Raw genomic sequence first — 21,657 nt, 5'->3', positions numbered from 1 at the left:
ACTTTCCGCTCGGGCTTACCAGGAACCATAGGGAATCCCGTGCTTCTCGATATAGGATTTGGATGTGTCAGACAAAGGCCTATGTTGTCCCCCTGACGTACCATCATAGGGGCCCACTTTCACGACAGTGCCCTGCACTCGTGTCACATCGATAGCGGAGAGACAGGGCCCCAAGAGCCAGACCTTGGCAATTCCGCCGGGGGCGAGGCCGACAGTCAGCATCTTGCGATAGTCCTCGCGCCACTGGCCCCTAGCCGCGCAATAGCCCAACTCCGACTTCACCATTGCTTCCCGGGTGGCTTCGGGAATGACTATATAGGCCTCATAGGTCTGCGGCTCGGCCAGCGACTGCCAGCGCACATAGAGCAGGCGTGGAAGGTCGGCGCCCAGTACCTGTTTGCCCGCGCCGGCCCCCGGCTGCTCTGGCCAACCTCGTGGATCGCTTCTGAGGTTTTTCGGACTCTGGGTCGAGGCAATACCACTCATGGCGCTGCGAAAGACACGATCACGCACGTCCACCGCATCGGCGGTCTCGATCCAGACCTCCATGTAATTTGGGGTGCCGAAGCCCAGCCTCCAGGAATCGTAGGGTAGCCGGTGGGTGCCATTGGCGCAGCCGACCAGCCAGAGCAACAATCCCAGCGACACAAGGGTCCTGAGCTTATTCATTGGGGTGCTCCCTGCGCTGCATGCCCTCGGCGGGGCGGTTGATGAATACGACATCCAGGGCGCTGTTGTTCCAGCCCTTGGCGGCATTCCAGTGGGCCGAGAGGTGGATGTAGCGGCGGTGCAGCAGGGCGTCTTCCTCAGCGGTCAGCGGCGTGTACGCTTCCCGCAAGGCAAAGGCCTGTAGCTTGGCGGCGATAGGTTGCAGCTCGGTGGGCAATGCCGTGCGCCTGTCGTTCGGGTCAATCGGGTCGAATGCCACCCCGGCGCGTACCGCCAAGTCACGCATGATGCGCAGGTACACCAGCGATAGCTCGCCGCGTACATGGCGCTCGCTGGAGATTGCGGCGTACACCCGTTTTTCGGCCTGGGTGTCCCGCGCCCGGCGCTTGGTCTGTACCGACCAGGTGACGATGTCGAGTCCTTCGGGCGGTACATAGGCGCGCCAGTGGCGTGATTCATGGCTGAAGTGCAGTTTGGTGCGCGTGTACGCGGCACTGCGTTCGTTGGCCAGTCGATCGATTTCGAAACTGCTGTCAGGCTTGCTCAGCAGCAGCTTCTCCCTCGCCAGGGGCAGATAACCGCCGCCGATATCCGAATGGCTGCCGGGGAGTTCGATGTCCTGCTCGGCCTGGGTCAGGGAGAAGTTGTGGCGGTACTCATCGCGGGCCACCAGGTGAACCACCTTGCGGGCCATGCCCGGTGCAAGCCGCAGGCGGAGCCCAGGGTTGTCGGCATTGTGTGGACTGAAGTCGCCGTCACGCAGCGAGACGATGCCAGCCACGGTGTCGAACAGCCCGATGAAGTTGAGGACAAAGTCACTCCGATGGCGCCAGGCGAACCCGGTCGCCAGTAAGGGCGAGCCGACGGGTAATGAGCGGGCCAGTAGGCTGTTTGGCCCCATGAGCAAGTCATTGGCACAGTGTCTTGCCGCTGCCGCCCCCCGGTTGAAGCCGAACAGGTCGACCTCGATCCGACGAACCTTGAGGCCAGGATTAGCATCTTGTAGCAACCGCAACTGCTTCAGAGCCAGTGCAGGCATCTGTTCGACCCTCGCCACCACACCGGTTCCCCCTTGCCGCTCCCCTGACTGTAAACAGAGTCGCCCAGGCCGCTGCGGGTGCCGATGCCTTCGAGGTAAACCTTGAGATAGACCTCTTCGGCTCCTCGCGGCAGCTGTTCCTCGGTTTGGTCCGGATAATAGAGGCCATAGAGCCGCGCCACATTGCTGACTTCATTGCCGTAGCTGTTGTCCGGCGTGTTGCCCTGGCCGTCATAGCCGTAGTTGGCGCAGTACTGGCGGATGTCTTCGCCCACTTCCGCCGACATGCCCAGGTTGACTGCATGGCAGCCAGCCGTCGCTGCGCTGTTGGCCTGGTTGTTGCCGGTGCCGTCGAAGAACAGCCCGAGACGCAGCACAATGCCGGTGTCCTCCAGTTCCTCTTCTTCCTCCTCCTCTTCCAGCAGGCTGTTCGTGACCGGCTTGGGGGTGGCCTCTGGCTGGACAGAGGAGAGCGGCATGGCCGCTACAGCAGGCGAGGGGATATCCGCTGGTCCGGAGGGGGCACCATCGGAGCGGTAGGTAGCGCTTGGCAACGAGTGGATCAGCTGGGCCCGGCATGGGCAGGTGCTGAAACTGTCCAGGGTGCCAGCCGCACGGGCGCCCGTCATGAAGTGATGGATGCCGCCGGCGATCACGTATGGCTTGCCGTCCTTGCCGCAGGTCACTTGGTCCCCCTCGCGCGCGAGTGGGACGCCATGCAGGCAGAAGCTCGGGTGTCCTTCCAGCACCACTCCGCCACAGGTGGTCTTGTCGCCACGACGAATGAAAAATCCGATAGCCACTGAGTTCCCTCTCTACGAGGCGCCCAACGCAAGCGGGGCGCACATCTACGTTGATGGTGGATGGCGCCGGCTTGCCGGTAGACCGGTTCTAGAAAAGCGCCCGGTCATAGGTTCGAAGGCGGGGCTGAATCGGGTAAATAGGAAATGTCAGAAGCCGCTGGAGTGAAGGACGGCGCGACCACTCAGAGGTGGCCGCGCAGCGCCGTAGGCGAAAAGGCGAGGGGACGGAATACTGAAAGGAGTGAGTGATTGGCACCGGCTTGGGTCACGGCAGCCGAGCCCGAAGGCAATTGCCCGGATACACGCGTTCGCGCGTGAGTCGGGGAACGACCACACGGCCCCGTTGCGGAGAGTTGACGCAGCCCTCCATCAGTTCAAAGGCTTGGGAAGCAATCGCGGCGGGCGCGGCTCGATTGCCAATTCAACGAATGAACAGGCGGCAGAACCTACCGCAAGGTAGTTCCCGGCGATGCGCCGGCGTGCATCGACATTCGCGGGCGCACACGCGTGAACGCTTTTTCCGAGCGAGAATTGCGGGCACTTGGAATTACTGTCGAGACCGGGAGCGCGGGCATCGAGGTCGGCAGCTCTCCGGGCCATGTCTGTTGCGAAAACGGTGCCGTGGTCGGCTACTGCTTTGGTGATCGGGACAGTGGCGAAATCATCGTGCTGGCGCTCTTGCCCGAGTACGAAGGGGAGGGAATAGGGAAGGCGCTCTTGCAACGGGTGGTCGAGGATTTCAAGGCCGTGGGCTTCAACCGACTGTTCCTTGGCTGCTCAGCCGATCCGGGCGTTCGGTCTCATGGTTTCTATCGTTATCTGGGCTGGGTTCCTACGGGGGAGCTGGATGACCTCGGGGATGAAATCCTGGAGCTCCGGCTCGACGCCAGCTAAGCGCTGTGGCCTTGTTCCGGCAGCTGCTCTAAGCTGCCGGCTTTCTTCACGATCACCGCCCAGGGCAGGCCATGACCAAGACTTCGAACGACCCGCTACATGGCATCACGCTGGAAAAGCTCCTCAACGAACTGGTGGCCCATTATGGCTGGGATGGCCTGGCCAGCCGGGTCGATATCCGTTGTTTCAAGAACGATCCCAGCATCAAGTCCAGCCTTGCCTTCCTGCGCAAGACGCCCTGGGCTCGTGAAAAGGTCGAGGCCCTTTTTACTCAGTTGCGCCAGAGCCAGGGCTGAGCCGGCCTGTCATCGCCGGTTCCGGTCGCGTCCATTCCCTTCATCGAGGAACCCCCATGGCCTCCTACGAAGAACTCTTCTCCATCGGTGAACGCTTCGAGGCCTTCGTCGGCCACGGACTGCCGGCGGAAGTCGCTGCGGTGCAGACCGTGCAAGACAAGCTGGCTGAGCCAGACGCCATTGGCGTAGCCACCCGGCAACGCCTGCAAGCCGTCCAGGGCCGCTATCACCTGCTGGTGGCCGGAGAAATGTGGTGCCCGGACTGCCAGATCAACGTCACGGTCATGGATTACCTGCAGCGCGCCCAGTCGAGTATCGACCTGGCGATCATCACCAAGGGGCGTGCCGAAGACGATCTGCTCGAGCGCCTGGAACTGGATCGAGTCCCGATTCCTCTGGTGGCGGTGCTGGATGCGGATTTCCAGCTGGTCGGCCGATTCGTCGAACGGCCGCAGGAGGTAATCGCTGGTGGTGAGGCGATGAAGCCGGACTATCGGGCGGGGCAGTACCTGGAAAGTACGCTGCGGGATCTTCTCTCTATCTTCGAGGCAGCGGAGGGTCGCAAGGCTGGTTGAGCCACGGAGCAATGATTGGCAAATGAAAACGCCCCGGATTTCGACCGGGGCGTTCTTTTTTGCGCGGGCTACAAGCCCGGCGGCTGGGGCGTCAATCCACGACCACATTCAGTGCAACGTCGATGTTGCCGTGGGTAGCCTTGGAGTACGGGCAGATCTCGTGTGCTTCCTTGGCGATGGCCTCGGCGACTTCGTACGGCAAGCCCGGAGCGGTGACGTTGAAGCGCGCCTGGATGAAATAGGCGTTGCCGGTCATGCCCAGATCCACTTCGATCTCCACTGCCAGGTCTTTTGGCAGCTCCACTTTCCGCTGCTGGGCCACGAGGCCGATGGCGGCGATGTAACAGGCCGACCAGGCACCGGCAAACAGTTGTTCCGCGGTGGGATGAGGCTGGGTGGCATCGAACTGAATTGCCGAATCCGCGCTGCCACCACGGGGGGCCGAGAGCTTGATATCCAGGCGACCGTGGTCATTGCGCGGAGCGCCTTCACGGTGGGCTACGGTGGTGTGGGTCTTGCCGGTGAACAGTACTTTTTCGATCTTGCTCATGGGGGAGTTCCTCAGTGTCTGGTGTGCTTGAAGCCAGGGTGCAAACTTGTTGCTCGCATAAGATCAAATCGGATGCGATGTATGAATACTCACGCACTAACCGGATGACGTCAATAGGAGTGAGGTGTGTTTCTGGATGAACGGTCGCGTGCGATTGAATCAAGGGGCGCAGGACGCGCTGAGGTTCTGGCAGGAGCGAGCGTTGCTCGCGAAAAGTGAGGGCGTTCGTTCATCGCCCGCTTCACACAAGTCGGCGTCGGCGTCGGCTGAATTGCCCGCCATAATGCTGCGCTTCATGTTTCTCATTCATGCAGGCCGTCCCCGATGTCATTCGCCGAGCTGTTTCTCCTGGGTATTCCCGCTGTCCTGCTGACGGGCATCTCGAAAGGCGGCTTCGGCGGCGCACTGGGTGGTATCGCGGTGCCGTTGCTGGCGCTGATGATGCCGCCGACCCAAGCGGCGGCGATCATGTTGCCGATCCTCTGCATGGCGGATATCACTGGCCTGCGCCGTTTCTACGGAAAGTGGGACCTGCACAACCTGAAGATCATGCTGCCTGGTGCGCTGCTGGGCGTGCTGGCCGGCACCCTGAGCTTCGGCCTGCTCAGCGAGCGGCTGCTCGGCCTGATGATCGGCGGCATTGCCATCGTCTTCTTCCTGCTCAACGTATTGAACGCAGCCGCGACCCAGTCGCCCAGCACGCCGAAGGTGGTCAAGGGCACCTTGCTGTCGGGGATTGCTGGCTTCACCAGCTTCGTTGCCCACGCCGGTGGCCCGCCGATCATGATGTACCTGCTGCCGCAGCAGATGGACAAAGTGCGCTACGTCGCCACGGTGAACTGCTTCTTCCTGCTGACCAACGCCATCAAGCTGGTGCCCTATGCGTTGCTCGGGCAGTTCACCACCACCAGCCTGACTGCCAGCCTGGCCCTGGCGCCAATCGTGGTGGCTGGCGTGTGGCTGGGCATTTGGCTGCAGGGCCGCGTCAACCACACCTGGTTCTACCGCATCGCCTGGGCCGGACTATTGGTGACGGGCATCCAATTGCTCGTGCAGAACTGGTAGACGGCGTTTTGGCACAGGGTTAGCGTTTCGACCTTTACCGGGAAGAAAGGAGTTCTGCCCCATGGCCGATTACCTCCGTCTGAACAAGGCCAACTGGGACCAGCGCGCGCCCTTGCACGCAGCCTCCAGTGGCTACGGTACCGAGTCGTTCGTCAACGATCCCGCGCACCTCTCGGATGTGGTGCGTTTCGACCTGCCGCGCCTGGGCGATATCGCCGGGCTGCGTGGCGTGCATCTGCAATGCCATATCGGCACAGACACGCTTTCCCTTGCGCGGCTTGGCGCACGGATGACCGGCCTCGATTTCTCGCCCGCGTCCCTGGAACAGGGCCGCTTGTTGGCCGGGCGCTGCGGCGCGGAGATCGGCTTCGTCGAATCGGATGTTTATGCCGCCGATCAGGTGCTGCCGGTCGGTGCATTCGACTTCGTCTACACCGGCATCGGCGCGCTGTGCTGGTTGCCGCGCATCGACGATTGGGCCCGCGTCGTGGCCGCCCTGTTGAAACCGGGCGGACGTCTGTTCATCCGCGAAGGGCATCCGGTGCTCTGGGCGGTCAATGAGGCGCGCGAGGATGGCCTGGTGATCGAGTATCCCTACTTCGAACGTCTTGAGCCGATGGTCTGGGACGACGACAGCACTTACGTGGAAATCGATGCGGCGCTGACCGCCACCCGCACCCATGAGTGGAACCACGGGCTGGGCGAGATCATTTCCGCCCTGCTCAGGCATGGCCTGCAGATCACCGCCCTTGAAGAACATGACAGCGTGCCCTGGGAGGCGCTACCGGGACGGATGCGGGTGGACGAGGCAGGCGAGTGGCGGTTGGATAAGGATCGCTGGCGCTTGCCACTTAGCTACACCTTGCAGGCACTGAAACGAGGGTAGGGCACGCCCGTGATCGCGACTGGAGTCGCCTTCTCCTGAACAAAAAAAGGCCGCCACGGTGCGGTCAACTTACGGGGGGAGGTGGCGACCGTGGCGACTCCAGTTGTCCTCTGCAAGGGGACAGTTTCACGTTAGTTCATGCCAGAAAAAGTGCGTCGGCTTTCCGTCGGGGAAATGGGCTAGATGTAACGCCATTTGTCCGGGATGCCTGGCGTCCGCGGATCGCGGTAGCTGTGAATCAGTCAGTTCTGCACCTGGTTCTCGAATTCCGACCCTTGGTCGGATCAGTCGGGGCGGCGCGCCAGGACTGTCGCACTCAGCCATGGGAACAGTCAGTCGTAGTCGTCGGGATTCAGCAGGCCGCCCACATTCAGGATCATGTTCAGCTCCGCATTCGACTGCGGAACCGTGACGGGGACGTTGTAGGTCTTCTGATTGAACGGACCGGTCGGGGCTCGCAGCACCTGCCCGTACCTGTTGATCTCCGCCGCTTGATTGGCGTGACCGGCGTACCTGACCTGCGGATCGTGGGTGAACGGATCGACGGTACTGTGCATGTACTGGTTCAGGGTCACTGGATTGCGCCACAACCCGGAGAGATTGTCGCGCCGCACGGTGTGGGGAATGCGGTACATGTTCAACCAGCCGGCGCAGTTGGGGCAGCAGCCCTTGGACGTCGACGTGGCGATGGTCAGGTTCCGGTCGCTCAGGGCGTGCTTGGAAATGTGCTGCTCCACCACCAGGAAGCGGACGATCATCATTTCGGCATGCAGACCGGTGAGGTTGCCCAGCCCGAGTGAGGTATTGGTGATGAAATGCACCACATCCCTGGACGGATCGAAGTCGTAGTACTGCATGACTTCGTCCTGAATATCCGCCAGGTGCCGGGTGAAGGTGAAGCCCTGGGTGGCGATCATGAGGTGCCCGGGCAGATAGCCGACAGCGATGGTCGCGTTCGAGTTGCCGTTGGTGTACCAGCGCTCGAGGTCGTCACAGACGCCTGTCAGCTTGTTTACTTCGTCGGTGATGTTGTTGTGGATTTCCTGGGACCAGAGCATTCGCTTGATCAGTGCGCGCTGGACATCCTGCAGGCTCTGCTTTCTGGATGAGTAGTCCATGGTCGGCATCGTCTTTTCCCTCCCTGGCTTTGGCTGTGCAGCGATTGAAACTAGTAGCGCCTGGACTCAACGGCAATGCTCGGGGCTGCTATAAGTCTGGAATGTTCGAGTTGGGGGACTCCAGATGGACGTGGCGGCAATGCTGGGAAGGCGGATTTGGGGAGCCGGGAGCGGGGCGGTTGCACCAGACGGACAGTTCAATCTCCTGCGCTGGTTCTCGCTGGTCAGCCTGGTGATCATCGGCACGGTGGCCATCGGTATCGGCACCGTTTCAACGCGGTTCCTGGTGAGCGAGAGTCTGGAGCGCGACGCCATGCTCTCGGCGCAATTCATCCAGACCCTGGCACTCGGGGAGATGCGCCACCACGGTTTGGAAGGCATGGAAATGGGCGATGTGCTGGTGCCCCATCACTACGGCATGCTCACCCACAGCACTGCGCAGAGCCGCGAACGCGCCCGTTCTGAATTCCTCGATCACCTGTCCCATGTGCCGGATTCTCTGCTGGCCACCATCTTCTCCCCCGATCGTACGGTGATCTGGTCCACCAATCCTGACCTGGTGGGGCAGCGCATCGAGGATGACGATGCGCTCGACGAGGCATTCCAGTCTGGCGGCCGCATTTCCGCCGAGTACCAGGATGTGGAAGAAGGCAGGGTGGAGCAGAAGTTCCTGCGCCCGCCGAAGATGTTCTTCATTGAGAACTACATCCCGCTCACCGACGCCGATGGCGAGGTAAAGGCCATGGTGGAAATCTACAAGGAGCCGGTGGACCTGATCGACCGCGTCAATCGTGGTTACCGGATGATCTGGCTGGCCACCGCCATCGGCGGCCTGCTGATGTATTTCGGGCTGTACTGGATCGTGCGGCGTGCCTCGCTGCTTCTCGCGGCGCAACAGGCGCAACTGGTGGCCAATAGTACCTACGTGGGGCTGGGGGAGATGTCATCGGCTGTCGCGCACAGCCTACGCAATCCGTTGGCGTCCATTCGCTCAAGTGCCGAGCTGGCCCAGGAGATGGAAGGGCCACAGGCGCGCAAATGCGTCGACGACATCATCACCCAGGTCGACCGCATGTCTGCCTGGGTGCGCGACCTGCTGCTTTGCCTGCGCCCGCTGCAGGGCGATTCGGAGCAGGTGGATCCGATGGAAGTTGTGCACACGACACTCGGTAACTTCGACCACCAGCTGTCGAAGTCGGCCATCGAAGTCGAATTCAGCGATATCGCCACCCCTCGGGTGGTCAGTCATCAGCTGCTGCTCGCCCAGGTGCTCAACAGCGTGGTCGCCAACGCCATCGAGGCAATGCCCAATGGCGGCCGCCTCAGCGTCACCGCGACACCTGACACCAGCGGGGAGTGGCTGCATCTGACGATCAAGGACACCGGCAAGGGCATGTCGCGGCAGCAGGAAATGATGGCCTTCAAGTCCTTCTACACCACCAAGCAGGGCGGCCTGGGCATCGGCCTGATCATGGTCAAGCAGATCATGGAGCGCTTTGGCGGCAAGGCCAGCCTGACCAGTCGCGAGAACGAAGGCACCAGCGTGTGCCTGAGCTTCAAGGTGGCGGAGCACGCCGCCTAAAGCTTCAGCCGAGGAGTTGGCGAAGCTCCTCGGCCATGGACATTGGCTTGAACGCACTGACCCTGGCCCTGCCGGTGTTCCCCAGCGGCACCCAGATTCGCGAGAAGAGCAGGGCGGCCGGCATGCGCAGGGCCTGGCCGAGCACTTCCCGGTAATCCCGTTGTTGCCAGCCGGCACGCAGCATCCACCAATGACTGCGAGTGTGTGCCAGTGGCAGGCGCTGCGTGAGGATGTGCGCGCGTTCGAGCCAGGGCCAGGCGCGCTGAGGATCGCCGGCATCGAGGGCCTGACTGGCTAGCTGGAAGGCCTGGTCGATGGCGATGCGTAGCTCGGTTTTCATGGTGGGCGTTCCTGCGGAGGGATAGTGGACGCAGTGAACACCCTGTAGTTACTTCAAGGTCAAGCGGCTCTTTTGCAGCGACGCATCCATGAATTGAGGGGCAGACCTGCAGTCTGCTTGGCGAATGAATTCGCCCCTGCAACAAACGCCTCAAGGCTGCCGCGCATAACTCTCTGTCAGCATTTCCCACTGATGCCCGTCCGGCTCGTTCCAGTAGACGATGGAGCCGCCATGTTCCTCGTCCACCCTGTGGTCGATCGGTCCGTGAACAGCGCTGCGATAGGCGATGCCCGCCGCCTTGATACGCCCCAGGATCGCCTCGAATTCTTTCGGGCTCACTCGGAAGCAGAAGTGGATCAGCGGAAACGGCTCACCCCATTCATCGAAGTCCAGCGTCAGCCCGTCGTTGACATAGACCGGCACGAACGGACCGATGCCGGTTTCCGACCAGGGCACATCGAGCAGTTCAGCAAGGAGTCTTGCTGAGCGCAGTTTGTCGCGCGCCGGCACCATCAGGTGGTCGAGTTGGATGGCCATGACAATCTCCGTGCAGGTTTGCGCCTTCCTCCCGATCTAACTGCAGCGCAGAAGCGCTACCTCCGCCAATCCGTCTGACGAGGGGGCAGTGCTGCTCGCTGGCGCGCAGGGCAGGGGCCGGGGTGAGGGGAGCAGGTTAGTGCGACAGCCTGTACGGCCTGTGTCAGAGGGTTCCCTTCATCGCGGAACCAGCTAACGCAGGCATAGGCGGCACATTCGCCTGGGGCAACGTAACTCTCCCAGGCTCATGCCCGGCGGAACTGCTTGCGGTAGGCAGACGGGGAGATCGAGAAGGCTGCTGTGAAATGCCGACGCAGCGACACGGTAGAGCCGAAACCAACGATATCGGCGATGTGCTCCATCGGCTTGTCACTGGTTTCCAGCAGGCGCTGCGCCGCGGACAGGCGATGGCCGAGGAGCCATTGGGTCAGCGTGGCGCCGGTCCTGGCCTTGAAGCGCCGGGTAAAGTTGCGTCGGCTCAATCCTGCGCGACTGGCCAGTTGGTCCAGTCCCAGGGGCTGATCGAGGTGTTCGATCGCCCAGTCCAGGGCCTTGCTCAGCAGGTCGTTGCCAGTGGGCTTGGGCAGCGGCTGCTCGATGTACTGCGCCTGGTCGCCGTTGCGGCAGGGGGCGACCACCAGGCGTCGTGCCACGTTGTTGGCCACTTCGGCGCCGTGGTCCTGGCGCAGCAGGTGCAGGCAACAGTCAATGGCCGCAGCGGTTCCTGCCGAGGTGAGGATGTCGCCGTCGTTGTGGAACAGCGCCTTCTGGTCCAGTTGCACATTGGGGTACTTGCGGGCGAAGTCGCTGCCCCATACCCAGTGGGTGGAAGCCGTGCGTCCATCGAGCAAGCCTGCCTCGGCCAGCACGAAGGCGCCCAGGCACAGGCCCACGATGCGCGCGCCGCGCTGGTGCGCCATGCGCAGGGCCTCGAGGAGGGCTTCCGGCGGCCGCTCATCGGGGTCGCGCCAGGCAGGAATGATCACGGTATCGGCTTGAGCCAGCGCCGACAGGTCGTGTTGCACGGCCACATCGAACCCGGACAGAGTCGGCACAAGGCCGGTTCGCTCACCGCAGATCAGCAGGCGATAGCGGGCCACGCCCAGTCGGGCGAGGTTGTCGCCGAAGACGATGCAGGGCACCGAGAGATGAAACGAACTGATCCCGTCGAACGCGATCACCGCGATGGTGTGCTCTTCCATTGAGTTCCCGGCAGTCATTGATTTGGCCCAAAACGATCACTTGTTGGCTTCCGGCGTGCTTTCGGCCAATGCGTTGCTGCCGGAAGCTTTCACCACTTTCCGGCAATGGCCGGGAAAGAGCGTTGAAGCATACAGACGAGTGAGGCAAAACCATGAGTCACCCAACCATTCGCAACCTGACCGGCGCCGCCGCGCCCGAGTCCATCGACCCGACGCGCAGCGCGTTGCTGCTGATCGACTTCCAGAACGAGTACTTCACCGGCCGCATGCCGCTGCCGGACGGCGAGCGCGCCCTGCGCAATGCCCGGCGCCTCGCTGAGCACGCCGACCAGTCGGGCATTCCGGTATTCCACGTCCAGCATGTGACCCCGGCGGGCAGCCCGATCTTTGCCGAAGACAGTGCCAGTGGCGCCTTCCATCGTGATCTGCAGCCCGCAGCGCAGCACCGGGTGGTGCGCAAGACTTCGGTCAGCGTGTTCCCGACCACCGATCTCGATCAACAGTTGCGTGATGCGGGCGTCGATACGCTGATCATCGCCGGCTTGATGACCCATGCCTGCGTGGCGGGCGCAGCACGCGATGCGGTGCCCCTGGGGTACTCGGTGCTGGTGGCTGGCGACGCCTGCGCCACCCGCGACCTGGACAGCGGCGATGGCGTCGATCACGCCGCCCTGCACCGCGCTGCGCTGGCGAGCATCGACGACACCTTCGGCGACATCCTCAGCACCGAACAGATCCTGGCGCTACAGCTGCGCTAGTCTCTCGCGCCGCACAGTGAGGGCCGGGCACGGCCTTCACTGCTCGCCACTACGCCTTGCTCTTCGGCTTGGGAGCCGTCTTGCTCCAGCGCCGCTCGATGGCGCCGCTCGATGCTGCCTTCAGCAGCCGCTTGAAGGTCGGGCACTCCGAATGGCTCGGGGCGGGGCAGGCGGCCGCATGGCGCAGGCCATCGCTCATGGCTTTCAGACGCTTGACCAGGGCATCGATCTCATCGGCCTTGGCCGCCAGCAGCTCACGGTCGATGTTCGGTTCGCCGTTGGGCGAGAACATTGAGCGGATCTCATCCAGGGATAAGCCGGCCGCCTGCCCGAGGGAGATCAGTGCCAGCTGGTCAAGGATGCCGGGCGCGAACCAGCGCCTGGTCCCTTGTTGGCTGAGGGATGTGATCAGCCCCTTCTTTTCGTAGTAGCGCAGCGTGGAGGAGGGGAGTCCCGTGCGTCGGGCGACCTCGGCAATGTCCATCTGTAGCCCCTTGACTTGAAGTTGACTTCAACTTGCAGAGTGAGCTCGACACTTCCCGTCGTCAACGAACAAGGGGCTCACATGAACGACATCATCAAGGTGGTCTGCATAGGAATCGGCGCCACCGCCGTCATGGACATCTGGCTGCTCTTTCTCAAGCGCCTGGGCGTTCCATCGCTCAACTTCGCCTTCATCGGGCGCTGGGTTGGCCACCTGCTACAGGGCCGCATCGCTCACGATGCCATTGCCAAGGCAGAACCCATTCCTGGTGAGCTGGCATTGGGCTGGGGTACCCATTACGCCATCGGCATCGGATTCGCGAGCTTGCTGGTGATGCTGGCCGGAACCGACTGGGCGGCCAACCCGACCCTGCTGCCTGCCGTACTGGTGGGCATGGGTACGGTCGTCGCGCCGTTGCTGGTGATGCAGCCGGCCATGGGTGCGGGCTTCTTCGCAAGCAAAACGCCAACGCCACTGAAGAACTGCCTGCGCAGCCTCGCCAACCACAGCGTCTTCGGCCTGGGGATGTTCCTCGCCGCCATCCTGGTGGACGGGATCGTCCGCTGATTTCCACCCTCGTCACCCCATCACGTGGAGCCGCACTTCATGAAAAAACTTGCCGTCATCTACCACAGCGCCCATGGGCACACTGAACACATTGCCCGGCAGATCTGCGAAGGCGCCCAGGACATGACCAATACCGAAGTCCACCTGCTCAGGGCGGACGACCTCGCCACGGCGCCTGATCAACTGTTGCAATTCGATGGATTCGTCCTGGGCTCGCCCACCTATTTCGGCGGCGTTTCCGGGGTCTTCAAGACGTTCATGGATGCCACAGGGCCGCTTTGGCGTGCCCAGAAACTGAAAGGGCGCCTGGCAGCCGGCTTCACCGTGTCGTCACTGGCGGCAGGCGATAAACAGTCGACCTTGATGGCGCTGTTCGTCTTCTCCATGCAGCACGGCATGCTTTGGGTGGGCAATCCCATCCTGCCAGAGCAGCACGCGGGTGTTCCTTACCAAGAAGCTGCCAACCGACTGGGTTCCTGGTCGGGTCTCATGGCCCAGTCCAGTCACTCGGCACCAGCCGACCAGTTCGCGCCGGGAGATGTGAAGACCGCAAGAATGTTCGGCCGGAACGTCGCCGAGGCCCTTCACCGGCTGAACGTGGAGGCAGTGTCATGATTCCCCGCCGTTTCGCCCCGCTGCTGTTCGGCCTGATCCTTTCCGGGCTCATGTCCCTGCTGGTGTCCGGCATCTCCACCTGGCGCGCCGCCGGGCCGGTGCCGGACTTTCCCGCGCTCTGGCTCGGTGCCTGGCTCATGGCCTGGCTGGTCGCCTTTCCCGTGGTGCTGCTGGTGTCGCCAATGGCGCGCCGGCTGGTGGAGGTGTTGGTAGGGAGGGGCTGAAGCACGTCACGAGGGCGTAGATTGAGTCGGGCGGCGTTCCGCGAGCGAAGCGAAACCCAACGCCTGGCGGATTGGCCCGCCTCAATTCAACCGATACTTCGCCAGCTCATCCTTGGTCAGCACGCGCATGCGCGTCGGCTCGATGCTGTTCATCTCGTCCAGCAGGCTCAGGGGGACGTTCATGTCCCTGAGGTAGGCGGTCGGGCTGTAGCCGACGCCGGTGGGGGCTGCGAGGGCGGAGTCGCCGTGGGGGAAGTAGGGGCGGTGCAGGCCCACGTAGCCGCGTACGGTCCTGGTGCGACCGGCGGCCAGCAGGTAGACGCAAGTCCCCTGGCACACACCGTCGGTGGGCACCATCACGTCGAATCCGGTTTCCCGCAGCAACCGGCCCATGCGGATGGCTTCGGTGACGCTGCCGCCGATGCTGTCCAGCAGCGCAAGCTTGCGGTCGAACTTGCCGGGGTTGGCACGCAGGCCCTTCATCAGCGCTTCGTAGTCACCGGGGGCGATGTCTTCCGAAACCTGCACGGCGAGTATCCGGCCCGCCTTGGTGTTCTGGACGGGCTGGACTTCCACCTTGGCGAAGGTGGCGGCCGAGCAAAGGGTGGCAAGGCAGAAGACGACGGCCCGGATTGCGGTACGGCTCATGGAGCAGGCTCTTTCTGGGGAACGGTTGGCGACGGTCGGAGAAGATACCGAAAAAAGGTGCCAAGTCTCCATATGACTTGAAAAGGGGCGTTCGTCGGGCGGGCAATCAGGGGGGATGAGGGGAAATTGCGGCAACATATGAGAGGCATTATCATTCGCGACTTTCTGTTTCCGGCTTCTCCCAATCCCCTAGATGCGCAAGCGCGAACACGGATTCTTCGAACATTATGAAGAGCTCATCGGCACCTGGACCCGCCGACTGAGAAGCCGCCATCGCGCCGAGGATTTCGCCCACGATGCATTCGTCCGGGTGCTGGAGGCCGAGCAGGAAAACGTCAAGCAGCCCCGTGCCTACCTCCACCAGACGACCCGCAACATTGCGGTCGACCATTTCCGCCGCGAGGAACGTCGCGCCCAACTGGAGGTGGACATCGCAGGTGACGGCGATGAGTCGAAGGATGATCCCGAATCCTATATGCACGCAGTCCAGTTGGCGGATTCCATCGAAAAGGCCCTGGCCGAATTGCCGGTGAACTGCCGCCAGGTGTTCGTCTGGCAGAAGCTCGAAGGGCTGAGCCAGGCCGAGATCGCCGAGCGCCTGGGGTTATCCAGGAACATGGTCGAGCGGTATATGATCCGCACCATTCGTCACCTGCGTGAGCGCCTGGATTTGAGCGCCACATGAACCGGAACCACCCCACAGGGCATCAAGCCCCGAGCCATGGACACCAACCGCAGCCTGATTCCCGCCATCTGGATGGCAGCCTGATGAAGCAAGCCGATTCCGCCGACTGCAAGGTGCGCGATGAAGCCGCCCGGTGGTTCAGTCGCAACCGCGACCCCGAGCAGGGCATCGACGAACGCCGCCTCTTTGAATCCTGGCTGGCGGCGGATGCGTCGCACCGATCCGAGTACCGCCTGCTGGAACGGATGTGGATCGCCGCCGATCTGATTCCCGAGCAACGCTTGCGTGAGTTCTGCACCGCAGAAGTCCGACCTTTACCGGTGCGGTCGCGCCGGCGCTTCCTGCAAGGCACGCTTGCCGCAGCGGCCAGTGTGGTGCTGGCGGGCGGCGCGACCTACGTTTTCGATCCGTTCTCGTTACGGGGCGAAAGCTACGCAACCCAATTAGGCGAACGCCGCCAGGTCACCCTGGCCGACGGCTCGACCCTCGACCTCAATGGACGCACCCGTATCACCGTTATCTACAGCGCAGACCGCAGGCTGGTGCGCCTGGAGGCCGGCGAAGCGATGTTCGGCGTGACGCCTGACAAGGCACGCCCCTTCGTGGTCGAGGCCGGAGCAGGTCGCGTCACCGTCACCGGCACTCGTTTCAATGTTCGCCGGGATGCGTCAGGCGTGCGCGTGGCCGTGGAGTCGGGGCGAGTGCTGGTCGCGGGCGAACAGGGCGAGGCCAGCCGTCCCCTGCTGGCCGGTGACGGGGTCCGGGTGGCGGCAGATGGCGTGGTCGGGCCTGTGCAGCGCATCGATATCGCGAGCATTACCGCCTGGCGCGAGGGCAAGCTGATCTTCAATGACGTGCCGCTCGCAGAAGTGGCGCAAGAGGTGTCCCGTTACCGGGAACTACCCCTGAGGGTTGTGCCGGAAGTGGCCGATTTGCGCTTCTCCAGCGTGTTCCGCGCCGATGATACAAACGCCTTGCTGGCGGCCCTTCCGCGCATCCTTCCGGTCAAGGTCAGGACCCTGCCTGACGGTTCAAGCGAAATAATTCCGTTTTAGATTCAGGTTTTTCTTCTGTCGTTCGTCTTCTCGTCCGACTCTTTGCGCCCAGTGAAGTGCAGGGCGCTTTCTTTCAGGACCGGACGAACGTGAACAACGAAGTAACGCAACAAGCTGTGTCGCCAGATTCCTCCCGCAAGACTCCCCGCACACAACGCTGGCTGCCCCTGAGCCTGGCCATCGCCCTGGCTGTCGGCAGCCTAGGCGCTGAAGCTGCCGAGCGCACTGAAGTCCATATTCCCGCGCAATCCCTGGCCGGGGCCCTGGGGCAACTGGGCAAGCAGACGTCGCTACAGCTGTTCTTCAGCCCTGACCTGGTGGCCGGCAAGCAGGCTCCCGCAGTGGATGGCAACCTGCTGCCGGAAGAAGTCCTCGCGACCTTGCTGCAAGGCAGTGGCCTGACCTTCGACCTCACCGACGGTACCGCCATCCTGCGTCGCGTCTCCAGCGAAGAGCAGGGCGCTTCGGCGATGGAACTGCCAGCTTCGAGCATCACCGTCGTAGGTGACTGGTTGGGTACTGCCGAAGATGCCGTGGTGCAGAACCATCCCGGAGCCCGCACCGTGGTGCGCCGCGAGGCGATGGTCGAGAAGGGCGCAATGAACGTGCGTGACGCCTTGCGCGCGGTACCCGGCGTGCAGGTCCAGGAGTCCAACGGTACCGGCGGCAGCGATATTGCCCTCAACCTCGGGGTGCGCGGCCTGACTTCGCGTCTTTCCCCGCGCTCCACTGTACTGATCGACGGTGTGCCGGCCGCCTTCGCTCCCTATGGCCAGCCGCAGCTGTCGATGGCACCGATCTCCATCGGTAACCTCGACAGCATCGACGTGGTCCGGGGCGCTGGCTCCGTGCGCTATGGCCCGCAGAACGTTGGCGGCGTAATCAACTTCGTGACCCGCGCCATCCCGGAGAAGTTCTCCGGCGAAGTCGGCACCACCATGGAAGACACCGCCCACGGTGGCTGGAAGTACCTCAACAACGCTTTTCTCGGCGGTACCGCCGACAACGGCATCGGCGCCGCGCTGCTCTACTCGGGCGTGAACGGTGACGGTTACCGCGACGGCAACAACAACAACGACATCGACGACGTCATGCTCAAGACCCACTGGGCGCCTACCGAGCAGGACGACATCTCGCTGAACTTCCATTACTACGATGCCACCGCCGACATGCCGGGCGGCCTCACCCAGGCGCAGTACGATGACAACCCATTCCAGTCCGACCGCGACTGGGAAGACTTCAGTGGCCGTCGCAAGGACGTCTCGCTGAAGTACCTGCGCCAGATCGACGACGTCACCCAGTTCGAAGTCCTGACCTACTACAGTGACAGCTTCCGTGGCAGCCATATCGCCAGCCGCGACAAGGCTTTCCTGAGCTCCTTCCCGCGCAGCTACTACACCTACGGCTTCGAGCCGCGTGTTTCGCGCATCTTTTTCGCCGGTGACAGCACTCACGAAGTGGGTGTTGGCTATCGCTACCTGAAGGAAGCCATGCACGAAGAGACCAGCCGCGTGCGTCTGGTGAACAACGTGCCGACGCCCACTACCGGCCCATCGGCAGACGGTCACGTCTACCAGGACCGCACCGGCGGAACCGAGGCCAATGCCTTCTACATCGACGACAAGATCGATGTCGGCAACTGGACCATCACCCCCGGAGTGCGCTTCGAGAGCATCAACACCGACTGGCATGACCGCCCGGTGCGCGGCACCAACGGTGTGCCGGTGCAGGAGAAGCACCGCAGCAAGGACTACAACGAGCCGCTGCCGGCTATCAGCGTGATGTATCACCTCTCCGATGCCTGGAAGCTGTTCGCCAACTACGAGACCTCGTTCGGCAGCCTGCAGTATTTCCAGATCGGCCAGGGCGGCATCGGCGACAGTACTGCCAATGGCCTGGAGCCTGAGAAGGCCAAGACCTACGAGGTCGGTACCCGTTACAACGGCGACACCTGGGGCGGCGAAGCGACGCTGTTCTACATCGACTTCGACCATGAGCTGCAGTACATCAGCAACGACGTGGGCTGGACCAACCTGGGCGCCACCAAGCACCAGGGCCTGGAATTGTCCGGCCACTACAACCTGGATGAACTGCTTTCCGGCCTGAGCCTGACCGGCACCTACACCTTCACCCGTGCCACCTACGAAGGCGACATCCCGGGCTTCAAGACCCGTGACCTGCCGTTCTACTCGCGTCATGTGGCCAACGTCGGCCTGCGTTACCAGGTCGATCGCTGGACCTACAACTTCGACGGCTACGCCCAGTCCGGCCAACGCGCACCGGGCACCGGTATCGATGCCAACGGCAACTTCACCGGCGACTACATCACTGAACCGACCGCCGATGGCCAGTTCGGCGACATCCCCGGCTACGTGACCTGGAGCGCCCGCGGTGCCTATGACTTTGGCGAACAGCTGTCCAACCTGAAGCTGGGTGTGGGGGTGAAGAACATCTTCGACAAGCAGTACTTCACCCGTTCCAGCGACAACAACGCGGGCATCTACGTCGGCCAGCCGCGCACCTGGTACATCCAGGCCAGCGTAGGGTTCTGACGCGAGGGCATTAATCTCCTGTGGGGCGATTTCAATCGCGAGTGAACTCGCTCCCACAGTAGAACCCGTGCTCTAGCCAGTCTGCGTCGAGCAACTCCCTCCTCAAACCGTTGGGCAGACCTTTGGTTTGCCTGGCGAATGAATTCGCCCCTACCGAAAATCCATCCCCCAGCCGGTCTCAGTCCCAATCATCCGGCTTCTTGTCCTTGCTCGGCGCCTTGTCGCTGATGCGTTTCACGTCTGCCGCCGGAACCTGCTCCGGCGGCTGGCTCGGGCCCTGGGGTTTGGGCGCGGGCGTGCGTACGTTGGGGTCGCTGTTCATCACGGGCACCTCCGGTTTCTCTGTCTCGTAAGCCCAGCACATGGTGGCGTATCGCGCTGGCCACTGGTCGCCCGGCGGGTTTCATCGGCTGGACGCTGCCTTTGCCAAGGCAGGGCCTAGACTGGAAGCCATCGCCACAAGGAGGCAGGGCCATGAGCAGCAACGTTGACCTGAACCAGCGACCACCCTACGACCCGGTGATCGAGACCATTGCGGACTACGTGCTGAATTACCGGGTGGAGTCTGCGGAGGCGCTGGACACGGCCCGCAACTGCCTGATGGACAGCCTCGGTTGCGCACTGATGGCATTGCGCTTTCCCGAGTGCTCCAAGTTGCTCGGACCACTGGTCGAAGGTACCCAGGTTCCCCAGGGTGCAAGGGTGCCGGGCACCGCCTACCGGATGGACCCGGTCAAAGCGGCCTGGGACCTTGGCGCGATGATCCGTTGGCTGGACTTCAACGACACCTGGCTGGCAGCGGAGTGGGCGCACCCGTCCGACAACCTGGGTGGCATCCTTGCGGTGGCCGACCACCTGTCGCAAAGGCGCGTGGCCAGGGGCGAGTCGCCGCTGAGCATGCGCCTGGTGCTGGAGGCCATGGTCAAGGCCCATGAGATACAGGGCGTCATGGCCCTGGAGAATTCCTTCAACCGCGTCGGGCTGGATCACGTGGTGCTGGTCAAGCTGGCGTCCACCGCGGTCTGCGCCTGGTTGATGGGCGCCAGTCGCGAGCAGATGCTCTCGGCCATCTCCCATGCCCTGGTGGATGGCCAGGCCCTGCGCACCTACCGCCATGCGCCAAATGCCGGTTCGCGCAAGTCGTGGGCGGCGGGTGATGCCACCAGTCGGGGAGTACGCCTGGCCGATATCGCCATGCGGGGCGAGATGGGTGTCCCCGGCGTGCTCAGTGCACCCCAATGGGGCTTCTACGACGTGTCCTATAGCCACACCAACAAGGACCTGGCCACCAAGCCACTGGAAAAACACCACTTCAGCCTGCCGCAGGCGTTTGGCAGCTACGTGATGGAAAACATCTTGTTCAAGGTCAGCTATCCCGCCGAATTCCACGGCCAGACAGCCTGCGAAGCGGCGGTGCGGTTGCACCCCCTGGTGCGCAATCGCATCACGGAGATCGACCGCATCGTCATCACCACCCAGGAATCGGCCATTCGCATCATTTCCAAGGAAGGCGCCCTGGCCAACGCAGCCGACCGCGACCATTGCCTGCAGTACATGACTGCGGTTGCCCTGGCCTACGGCGACCTGACGGCCGAGCACTACGAAGATGACTTCCACCAGTCCCATCCGATCATCGACCGCCTGCGCGAATGCATGGAGGTGGTCGAAGACCCACGTTACAGCCGTGAGTACCTGGAGGCGGACAAGCGGTCCATCGCCAATGCCGTGCAGGTTTTCTACAAGGACGGCCGTCACACCGAGAAGGTGGAGGTTGAGTACCCCATGGGCCATCGTCGCCGGCGCAATGAGGGCATGCCGTTGCTGGAAAACAAGTACAAGGCCAGCCTGGCGACCCGCTTTGCCCCCCATCGCTGCGCGCAAATCCTGACCTTGTGCAAGGACCAGGCGGCCCTGGAGGCGATGCCGGTCGACCGTTTCGTGGAACTCTTCGTTGGCTAGATGACCCGGTGTGAAGGGAGCCCGGACCGGAACTCCCTGGCGGGGCTCGCCGGTTATTCACCTGCGAGGCTCCAATGCAGTCGCATCAATCGTCGTAATGGTCGCGCCCGCGGCACACCTTTTCCTTGTCGAAGACTTCTCTGGACGCGTCGATGCGTACCCGACAGGGACCGTCACGGTAGTCGCGGTGCCAGTCGCCACGGCGCCAGGTCTTGCCGCGTCCGTCCGGGCAGCGGATGACCTTCCGGTAGTAGCCGCGGTCGGTAATCTCCTTCACCCGGCAGGGGCCGTCGCGGTAGTGCTCGACCCGGCCATCATCACTGTCCCGTCTGTGGTCGGCCTGGGCACTCTGCACGGTGCCGGCAAGGGTTGCGACCAGAATGAACACACCCACTAGCGGGCCTGTTTTCATTGCTTTACCTCGATTCCGATACGACTGGAGTTGGCCAGTGACCACGCGCTCATCGCGATACTCGACCTGGCGACGATTAAGACCGCGCGGCGGCAGTTTTGCTCCGTGGTGCAGCGCGTCCGAACGAGGTACGGGGGAGGGT

The 21,657-nt window shown here is 62.8% G+C and carries 26 protein-coding genes; 14 read left to right on the top strand and 12 right to left on the bottom strand.

The genetic code is table 11. The annotated features are described in order from the left end of the window. Positions 1–15: 15 nt before the first annotated feature. From E8E75_RS17835 to E8E75_RS17825, 3 genes are read right to left on the bottom strand one after another with little or no spacing between them, the layout of a single operon-like run. Complete coding sequence (locus tag E8E75_RS17835; RefSeq protein WP_280359501.1) at positions 16–669, bottom strand: DUF2931 family protein; 654 nt, start codon at positions 667–669, stop codon at positions 16–18. Next, positions 662–1,708, bottom strand: coding sequence for a DUF2235 domain-containing protein (locus E8E75_RS17830; protein ID WP_280359500.1), 1,047 nt, complete (start codon positions 1,706–1,708; stop codon positions 662–664). Before E8E75_RS17830 ends, E8E75_RS17835 begins: the two co-directional genes overlap by 8 nt. Beyond that, entirely contained in the window at positions 1,690–2,511 is an 822-nt protein-coding gene (locus tag E8E75_RS17825; RefSeq protein WP_256660945.1) for a PAAR domain-containing protein, read from the bottom strand. The genes E8E75_RS17830 and E8E75_RS17825 overlap by 19 nt, the downstream gene beginning before the upstream one ends. Before the next feature lie 507 nt (positions 2,512–3,018). On the opposite strand from E8E75_RS17825, the gene E8E75_RS17820 reads away from it, so the two are divergent. From E8E75_RS17820 to E8E75_RS17810, 3 genes are all read left to right on the top strand, one after another. Next, a complete protein-coding gene (locus tag E8E75_RS17820; RefSeq protein WP_280359498.1) occupies positions 3,019–3,405 on the top strand; it encodes a GNAT family N-acetyltransferase in 387 nt (128 codons plus the stop codon). Positions 3,406–3,476: 71 nt separating this feature from the next. Beyond that, on the top strand, positions 3,477–3,701 hold the full coding sequence (locus E8E75_RS17815; protein WP_120650831.1) for a VF530 family protein: 225 nt from the start codon (positions 3,477–3,479) through the stop codon (positions 3,699–3,701). 56 nt (positions 3,702–3,757) lie between these two features. Beyond that, positions 3,758–4,276, top strand: coding sequence for a thioredoxin family protein (locus tag E8E75_RS17810; RefSeq protein WP_153921813.1), 519 nt, complete (start codon positions 3,758–3,760; stop codon positions 4,274–4,276). A gap of 91 nt (positions 4,277–4,367) precedes the next feature. Here E8E75_RS17810 and E8E75_RS17805 read toward each other — a convergent pair whose 3' ends face one another. Further along, positions 4,368–4,826: an Ohr family peroxiredoxin gene (locus E8E75_RS17805; protein WP_280359497.1), complete on the bottom strand. Its 459-nt coding sequence runs from the start codon at positions 4,824–4,826 to the stop codon at positions 4,368–4,370. Between the two features lie 324 nt (positions 4,827–5,150). On the opposite strand from E8E75_RS17805, the gene E8E75_RS17800 reads away from it, so the two are divergent. Both E8E75_RS17800 and E8E75_RS17795 read left to right on the top strand, forming a co-directional pair. Then, positions 5,151–5,891: a sulfite exporter TauE/SafE family protein gene (locus E8E75_RS17800; RefSeq protein WP_120650834.1), complete on the top strand. Its 741-nt coding sequence runs from the start codon at positions 5,151–5,153 to the stop codon at positions 5,889–5,891. Positions 5,892–5,952: 61 nt separating this feature from the next. Next, on the top strand, positions 5,953–6,777 hold the full coding sequence (locus tag E8E75_RS17795) for a class I SAM-dependent methyltransferase (RefSeq protein WP_280359496.1): 825 nt from the start codon (positions 5,953–5,955) through the stop codon (positions 6,775–6,777). Between the two features lie 332 nt (positions 6,778–7,109). Here the strand turns inward: E8E75_RS17795 and E8E75_RS17790 are convergent, their stop codons facing one another. Further along, positions 7,110–7,895 (bottom strand): hypothetical protein, encoded by a 786-nt coding sequence (locus E8E75_RS17790; protein ID WP_153921822.1) that lies wholly within the window; start codon positions 7,893–7,895, stop codon positions 7,110–7,112. A gap of 124 nt (positions 7,896–8,019) precedes the next feature. On the opposite strand from E8E75_RS17790, the gene E8E75_RS17785 reads away from it, so the two are divergent. Then, a complete protein-coding gene (locus E8E75_RS17785) occupies positions 8,020–9,477 on the top strand; it encodes a HAMP domain-containing sensor histidine kinase (protein ID WP_280359495.1) in 1,458 nt (485 codons plus the stop codon). Positions 9,478–9,481: 4 nt separating this feature from the next. On the opposite strand, the gene E8E75_RS17780 is transcribed toward E8E75_RS17785, so the two are convergent. The 3 genes from E8E75_RS17780 to E8E75_RS17770 form a co-directional block, all read right to left on the bottom strand. Further along, positions 9,482–9,817, bottom strand: coding sequence for a DUF3703 domain-containing protein (locus E8E75_RS17780; RefSeq protein ID WP_153921828.1), 336 nt, complete (start codon positions 9,815–9,817; stop codon positions 9,482–9,484). Between the two features lie 150 nt (positions 9,818–9,967). Continuing rightward, complete coding sequence (locus E8E75_RS17775; RefSeq protein ID WP_153921831.1) at positions 9,968–10,354, bottom strand: VOC family protein; 387 nt, start codon at positions 10,352–10,354, stop codon at positions 9,968–9,970. A 245-nt stretch (positions 10,355–10,599) separates the two neighbouring features. Continuing rightward, entirely contained in the window at positions 10,600–11,556 is a 957-nt protein-coding gene (locus E8E75_RS17770) for a helix-turn-helix domain-containing protein (RefSeq protein ID WP_218569236.1), read from the bottom strand. Positions 11,557–11,708: 152 nt separating this feature from the next. On the opposite strand from E8E75_RS17770, the gene E8E75_RS17765 reads away from it, so the two are divergent. Continuing rightward, complete coding sequence (locus E8E75_RS17765; RefSeq protein WP_120650841.1) at positions 11,709–12,314, top strand: cysteine hydrolase family protein; 606 nt, start codon at positions 11,709–11,711, stop codon at positions 12,312–12,314. A gap of 49 nt (positions 12,315–12,363) precedes the next feature. Here the strand turns inward: E8E75_RS17765 and E8E75_RS17760 are convergent, their stop codons facing one another. After that, on the bottom strand, positions 12,364–12,798 hold the full coding sequence (locus E8E75_RS17760) for a helix-turn-helix domain-containing protein (protein ID WP_153921834.1): 435 nt from the start codon (positions 12,796–12,798) through the stop codon (positions 12,364–12,366). Positions 12,799–12,879: 81 nt separating this feature from the next. Here E8E75_RS17760 and E8E75_RS17755 point away from each other — a divergent pair, with 81 nt between their 5' ends. The 3 genes from E8E75_RS17755 to E8E75_RS17745 are packed head-to-tail and all read left to right on the top strand — an operon-like array spanning position 12,880 to position 14,204. Continuing rightward, positions 12,880–13,365, top strand: a complete 486-nt coding sequence (locus tag E8E75_RS17755) for a DUF2938 domain-containing protein (RefSeq protein ID WP_120650843.1) — start codon at positions 12,880–12,882, stop codon at positions 13,363–13,365. Positions 13,366–13,404: 39 nt separating this feature from the next. Next, positions 13,405–13,980 (top strand): flavodoxin family protein, encoded by a 576-nt coding sequence (locus E8E75_RS17750; protein ID WP_120650844.1) that lies wholly within the window; start codon positions 13,405–13,407, stop codon positions 13,978–13,980. After that, on the top strand, positions 13,977–14,204 hold the full coding sequence (locus E8E75_RS17745) for a DUF2798 domain-containing protein (RefSeq protein WP_120650845.1): 228 nt from the start codon (positions 13,977–13,979) through the stop codon (positions 14,202–14,204). Before E8E75_RS17750 ends, E8E75_RS17745 begins: the two co-directional genes overlap by 4 nt. A gap of 81 nt (positions 14,205–14,285) precedes the next feature. Here the strand turns inward: E8E75_RS17745 and E8E75_RS17740 are convergent, their stop codons facing one another. Further along, positions 14,286–14,852, bottom strand: a complete 567-nt coding sequence (locus E8E75_RS17740; RefSeq protein ID WP_120650846.1) for a hypothetical protein — start codon at positions 14,850–14,852, stop codon at positions 14,286–14,288. Between the two features lie 193 nt (positions 14,853–15,045). Between E8E75_RS17740 and E8E75_RS17735 the strand changes: the two genes are divergently transcribed. The 3 genes from E8E75_RS17735 (at position 15,046) to E8E75_RS17725 (ending at position 19,144) form a co-directional block, all read left to right on the top strand. Beyond that, positions 15,046–15,537, top strand: a complete 492-nt coding sequence (locus E8E75_RS17735) for a sigma-70 family RNA polymerase sigma factor (RefSeq protein WP_153921843.1) — start codon at positions 15,046–15,048, stop codon at positions 15,535–15,537. 83 nt (positions 15,538–15,620) lie between these two features. Further along, positions 15,621–16,592 (top strand): FecR family protein, encoded by a 972-nt coding sequence (locus tag E8E75_RS17730; RefSeq protein WP_280359494.1) that lies wholly within the window; start codon positions 15,621–15,623, stop codon positions 16,590–16,592. A 116-nt stretch (positions 16,593–16,708) separates the two neighbouring features. Next, complete coding sequence (locus tag E8E75_RS17725) at positions 16,709–19,144, top strand: TonB-dependent siderophore receptor (protein WP_280359614.1); 2,436 nt, start codon at positions 16,709–16,711, stop codon at positions 19,142–19,144. 178 nt (positions 19,145–19,322) lie between these two features. On the opposite strand, the gene E8E75_RS17720 is transcribed toward E8E75_RS17725, so the two are convergent. Continuing rightward, positions 19,323–19,466 carry a hypothetical protein gene (locus E8E75_RS17720; RefSeq protein WP_162945806.1) on the bottom strand — a complete coding sequence of 48 codons (144 nt, stop codon included), beginning with the start codon at positions 19,464–19,466 and terminating at the stop codon, positions 19,323–19,325. Between the two features lie 152 nt (positions 19,467–19,618). Between E8E75_RS17720 and prpD the strand changes: the two genes are divergently transcribed. Then, positions 19,619–21,103: a 2-methylcitrate dehydratase gene (gene prpD, locus E8E75_RS17715; RefSeq protein WP_120650849.1), complete on the top strand. Its 1,485-nt coding sequence runs from the start codon at positions 19,619–19,621 to the stop codon at positions 21,101–21,103. 85 nt (positions 21,104–21,188) lie between these two features. Here prpD and E8E75_RS17710 read toward each other — a convergent pair whose 3' ends face one another. After that, positions 21,189–21,515, bottom strand: coding sequence for a hypothetical protein (locus E8E75_RS17710; protein WP_280359493.1), 327 nt, complete (start codon positions 21,513–21,515; stop codon positions 21,189–21,191). Between the last annotated feature and the right edge of the window lie 142 nt (positions 21,516–21,657).

Origin of the sequence: Pseudomonas sp. BN606, assembly GCF_029873115.1 — a bacterium.
GTDB lineage: Bacteria > Pseudomonadota > Gammaproteobacteria > Pseudomonadales > Pseudomonadaceae > Metapseudomonas.
Note: the sequence above shows the minus strand (reverse complement) of the source record. Positions and strands in the feature narration are given on the sequence as shown.

Excerpts from the sequence above, each read along its gene's own strand:
- E8E75_RS17745 (WP_120650845.1), top strand. The coding sequence starts at position 13,977 with ATGATTCCCCGCCGTTTCGCCCCGCTGCTGTTCGGCCTGATCCTTTCC.
- E8E75_RS17735 (WP_153921843.1), top strand. The coding sequence starts at position 15,046 with ATGCGCAAGCGCGAACACGGATTCTTCGAACATTATGAAGAGCTCATC.
- E8E75_RS17720 (WP_162945806.1), bottom strand. The coding sequence starts at position 19,466 with ATGAACAGCGACCCCAACGTACGCACGCCCGCGCCCAAACCCCAGGGC.
- E8E75_RS17805 (WP_280359497.1), bottom strand. The coding sequence starts at position 4,826 with ATGAGCAAGATCGAAAAAGTACTGTTCACCGGCAAGACCCACACCACC.
- E8E75_RS17790 (WP_153921822.1), bottom strand. The coding sequence starts at position 7,895 with ATGGACTACTCATCCAGAAAGCAGAGCCTGCAGGATGTCCAGCGCGCA.
- E8E75_RS17775 (WP_153921831.1), bottom strand. The coding sequence starts at position 10,354 with ATGGCCATCCAACTCGACCACCTGATGGTGCCGGCGCGCGACAAACTG.
- prpD (WP_120650849.1), top strand. The coding sequence starts at position 19,619 with ATGAGCAGCAACGTTGACCTGAACCAGCGACCACCCTACGACCCGGTG.
- E8E75_RS17770 (WP_218569236.1), bottom strand. The coding sequence starts at position 11,556 with ATGGAAGAGCACACCATCGCGGTGATCGCGTTCGACGGGATCAGTTCG.
- E8E75_RS17780 (WP_153921828.1), bottom strand. The coding sequence starts at position 9,817 with ATGAAAACCGAGCTACGCATCGCCATCGACCAGGCCTTCCAGCTAGCC.
- E8E75_RS17710 (WP_280359493.1), bottom strand. The coding sequence starts at position 21,515 with ATGAAAACAGGCCCGCTAGTGGGTGTGTTCATTCTGGTCGCAACCCTT.
- E8E75_RS17830 (WP_280359500.1), bottom strand. The coding sequence starts at position 1,708 with ATGCCTGCACTGGCTCTGAAGCAGTTGCGGTTGCTACAAGATGCTAAT.
- E8E75_RS17740 (WP_120650846.1), bottom strand. The coding sequence starts at position 14,852 with ATGAGCCGTACCGCAATCCGGGCCGTCGTCTTCTGCCTTGCCACCCTT.
- E8E75_RS17750 (WP_120650844.1), top strand. The coding sequence starts at position 13,405 with ATGAAAAAACTTGCCGTCATCTACCACAGCGCCCATGGGCACACTGAA.
- E8E75_RS17765 (WP_120650841.1), top strand. The coding sequence starts at position 11,709 with ATGAGTCACCCAACCATTCGCAACCTGACCGGCGCCGCCGCGCCCGAG.
- E8E75_RS17800 (WP_120650834.1), top strand. The coding sequence starts at position 5,151 with ATGTCATTCGCCGAGCTGTTTCTCCTGGGTATTCCCGCTGTCCTGCTG.
- E8E75_RS17730 (WP_280359494.1), top strand. The coding sequence starts at position 15,621 with ATGAAGCAAGCCGATTCCGCCGACTGCAAGGTGCGCGATGAAGCCGCC.
- E8E75_RS17835 (WP_280359501.1), bottom strand. The coding sequence starts at position 669 with ATGAATAAGCTCAGGACCCTTGTGTCGCTGGGATTGTTGCTCTGGCTG.
- E8E75_RS17785 (WP_280359495.1), top strand. The coding sequence starts at position 8,020 with ATGGACGTGGCGGCAATGCTGGGAAGGCGGATTTGGGGAGCCGGGAGC.
- E8E75_RS17760 (WP_153921834.1), bottom strand. The coding sequence starts at position 12,798 with ATGGACATTGCCGAGGTCGCCCGACGCACGGGACTCCCCTCCTCCACG.
- E8E75_RS17755 (WP_120650843.1), top strand. The coding sequence starts at position 12,880 with ATGAACGACATCATCAAGGTGGTCTGCATAGGAATCGGCGCCACCGCC.
- E8E75_RS17795 (WP_280359496.1), top strand. The coding sequence starts at position 5,953 with ATGGCCGATTACCTCCGTCTGAACAAGGCCAACTGGGACCAGCGCGCG.
- E8E75_RS17810 (WP_153921813.1), top strand. The coding sequence starts at position 3,758 with ATGGCCTCCTACGAAGAACTCTTCTCCATCGGTGAACGCTTCGAGGCC.
- E8E75_RS17815 (WP_120650831.1), top strand. The coding sequence starts at position 3,477 with ATGACCAAGACTTCGAACGACCCGCTACATGGCATCACGCTGGAAAAG.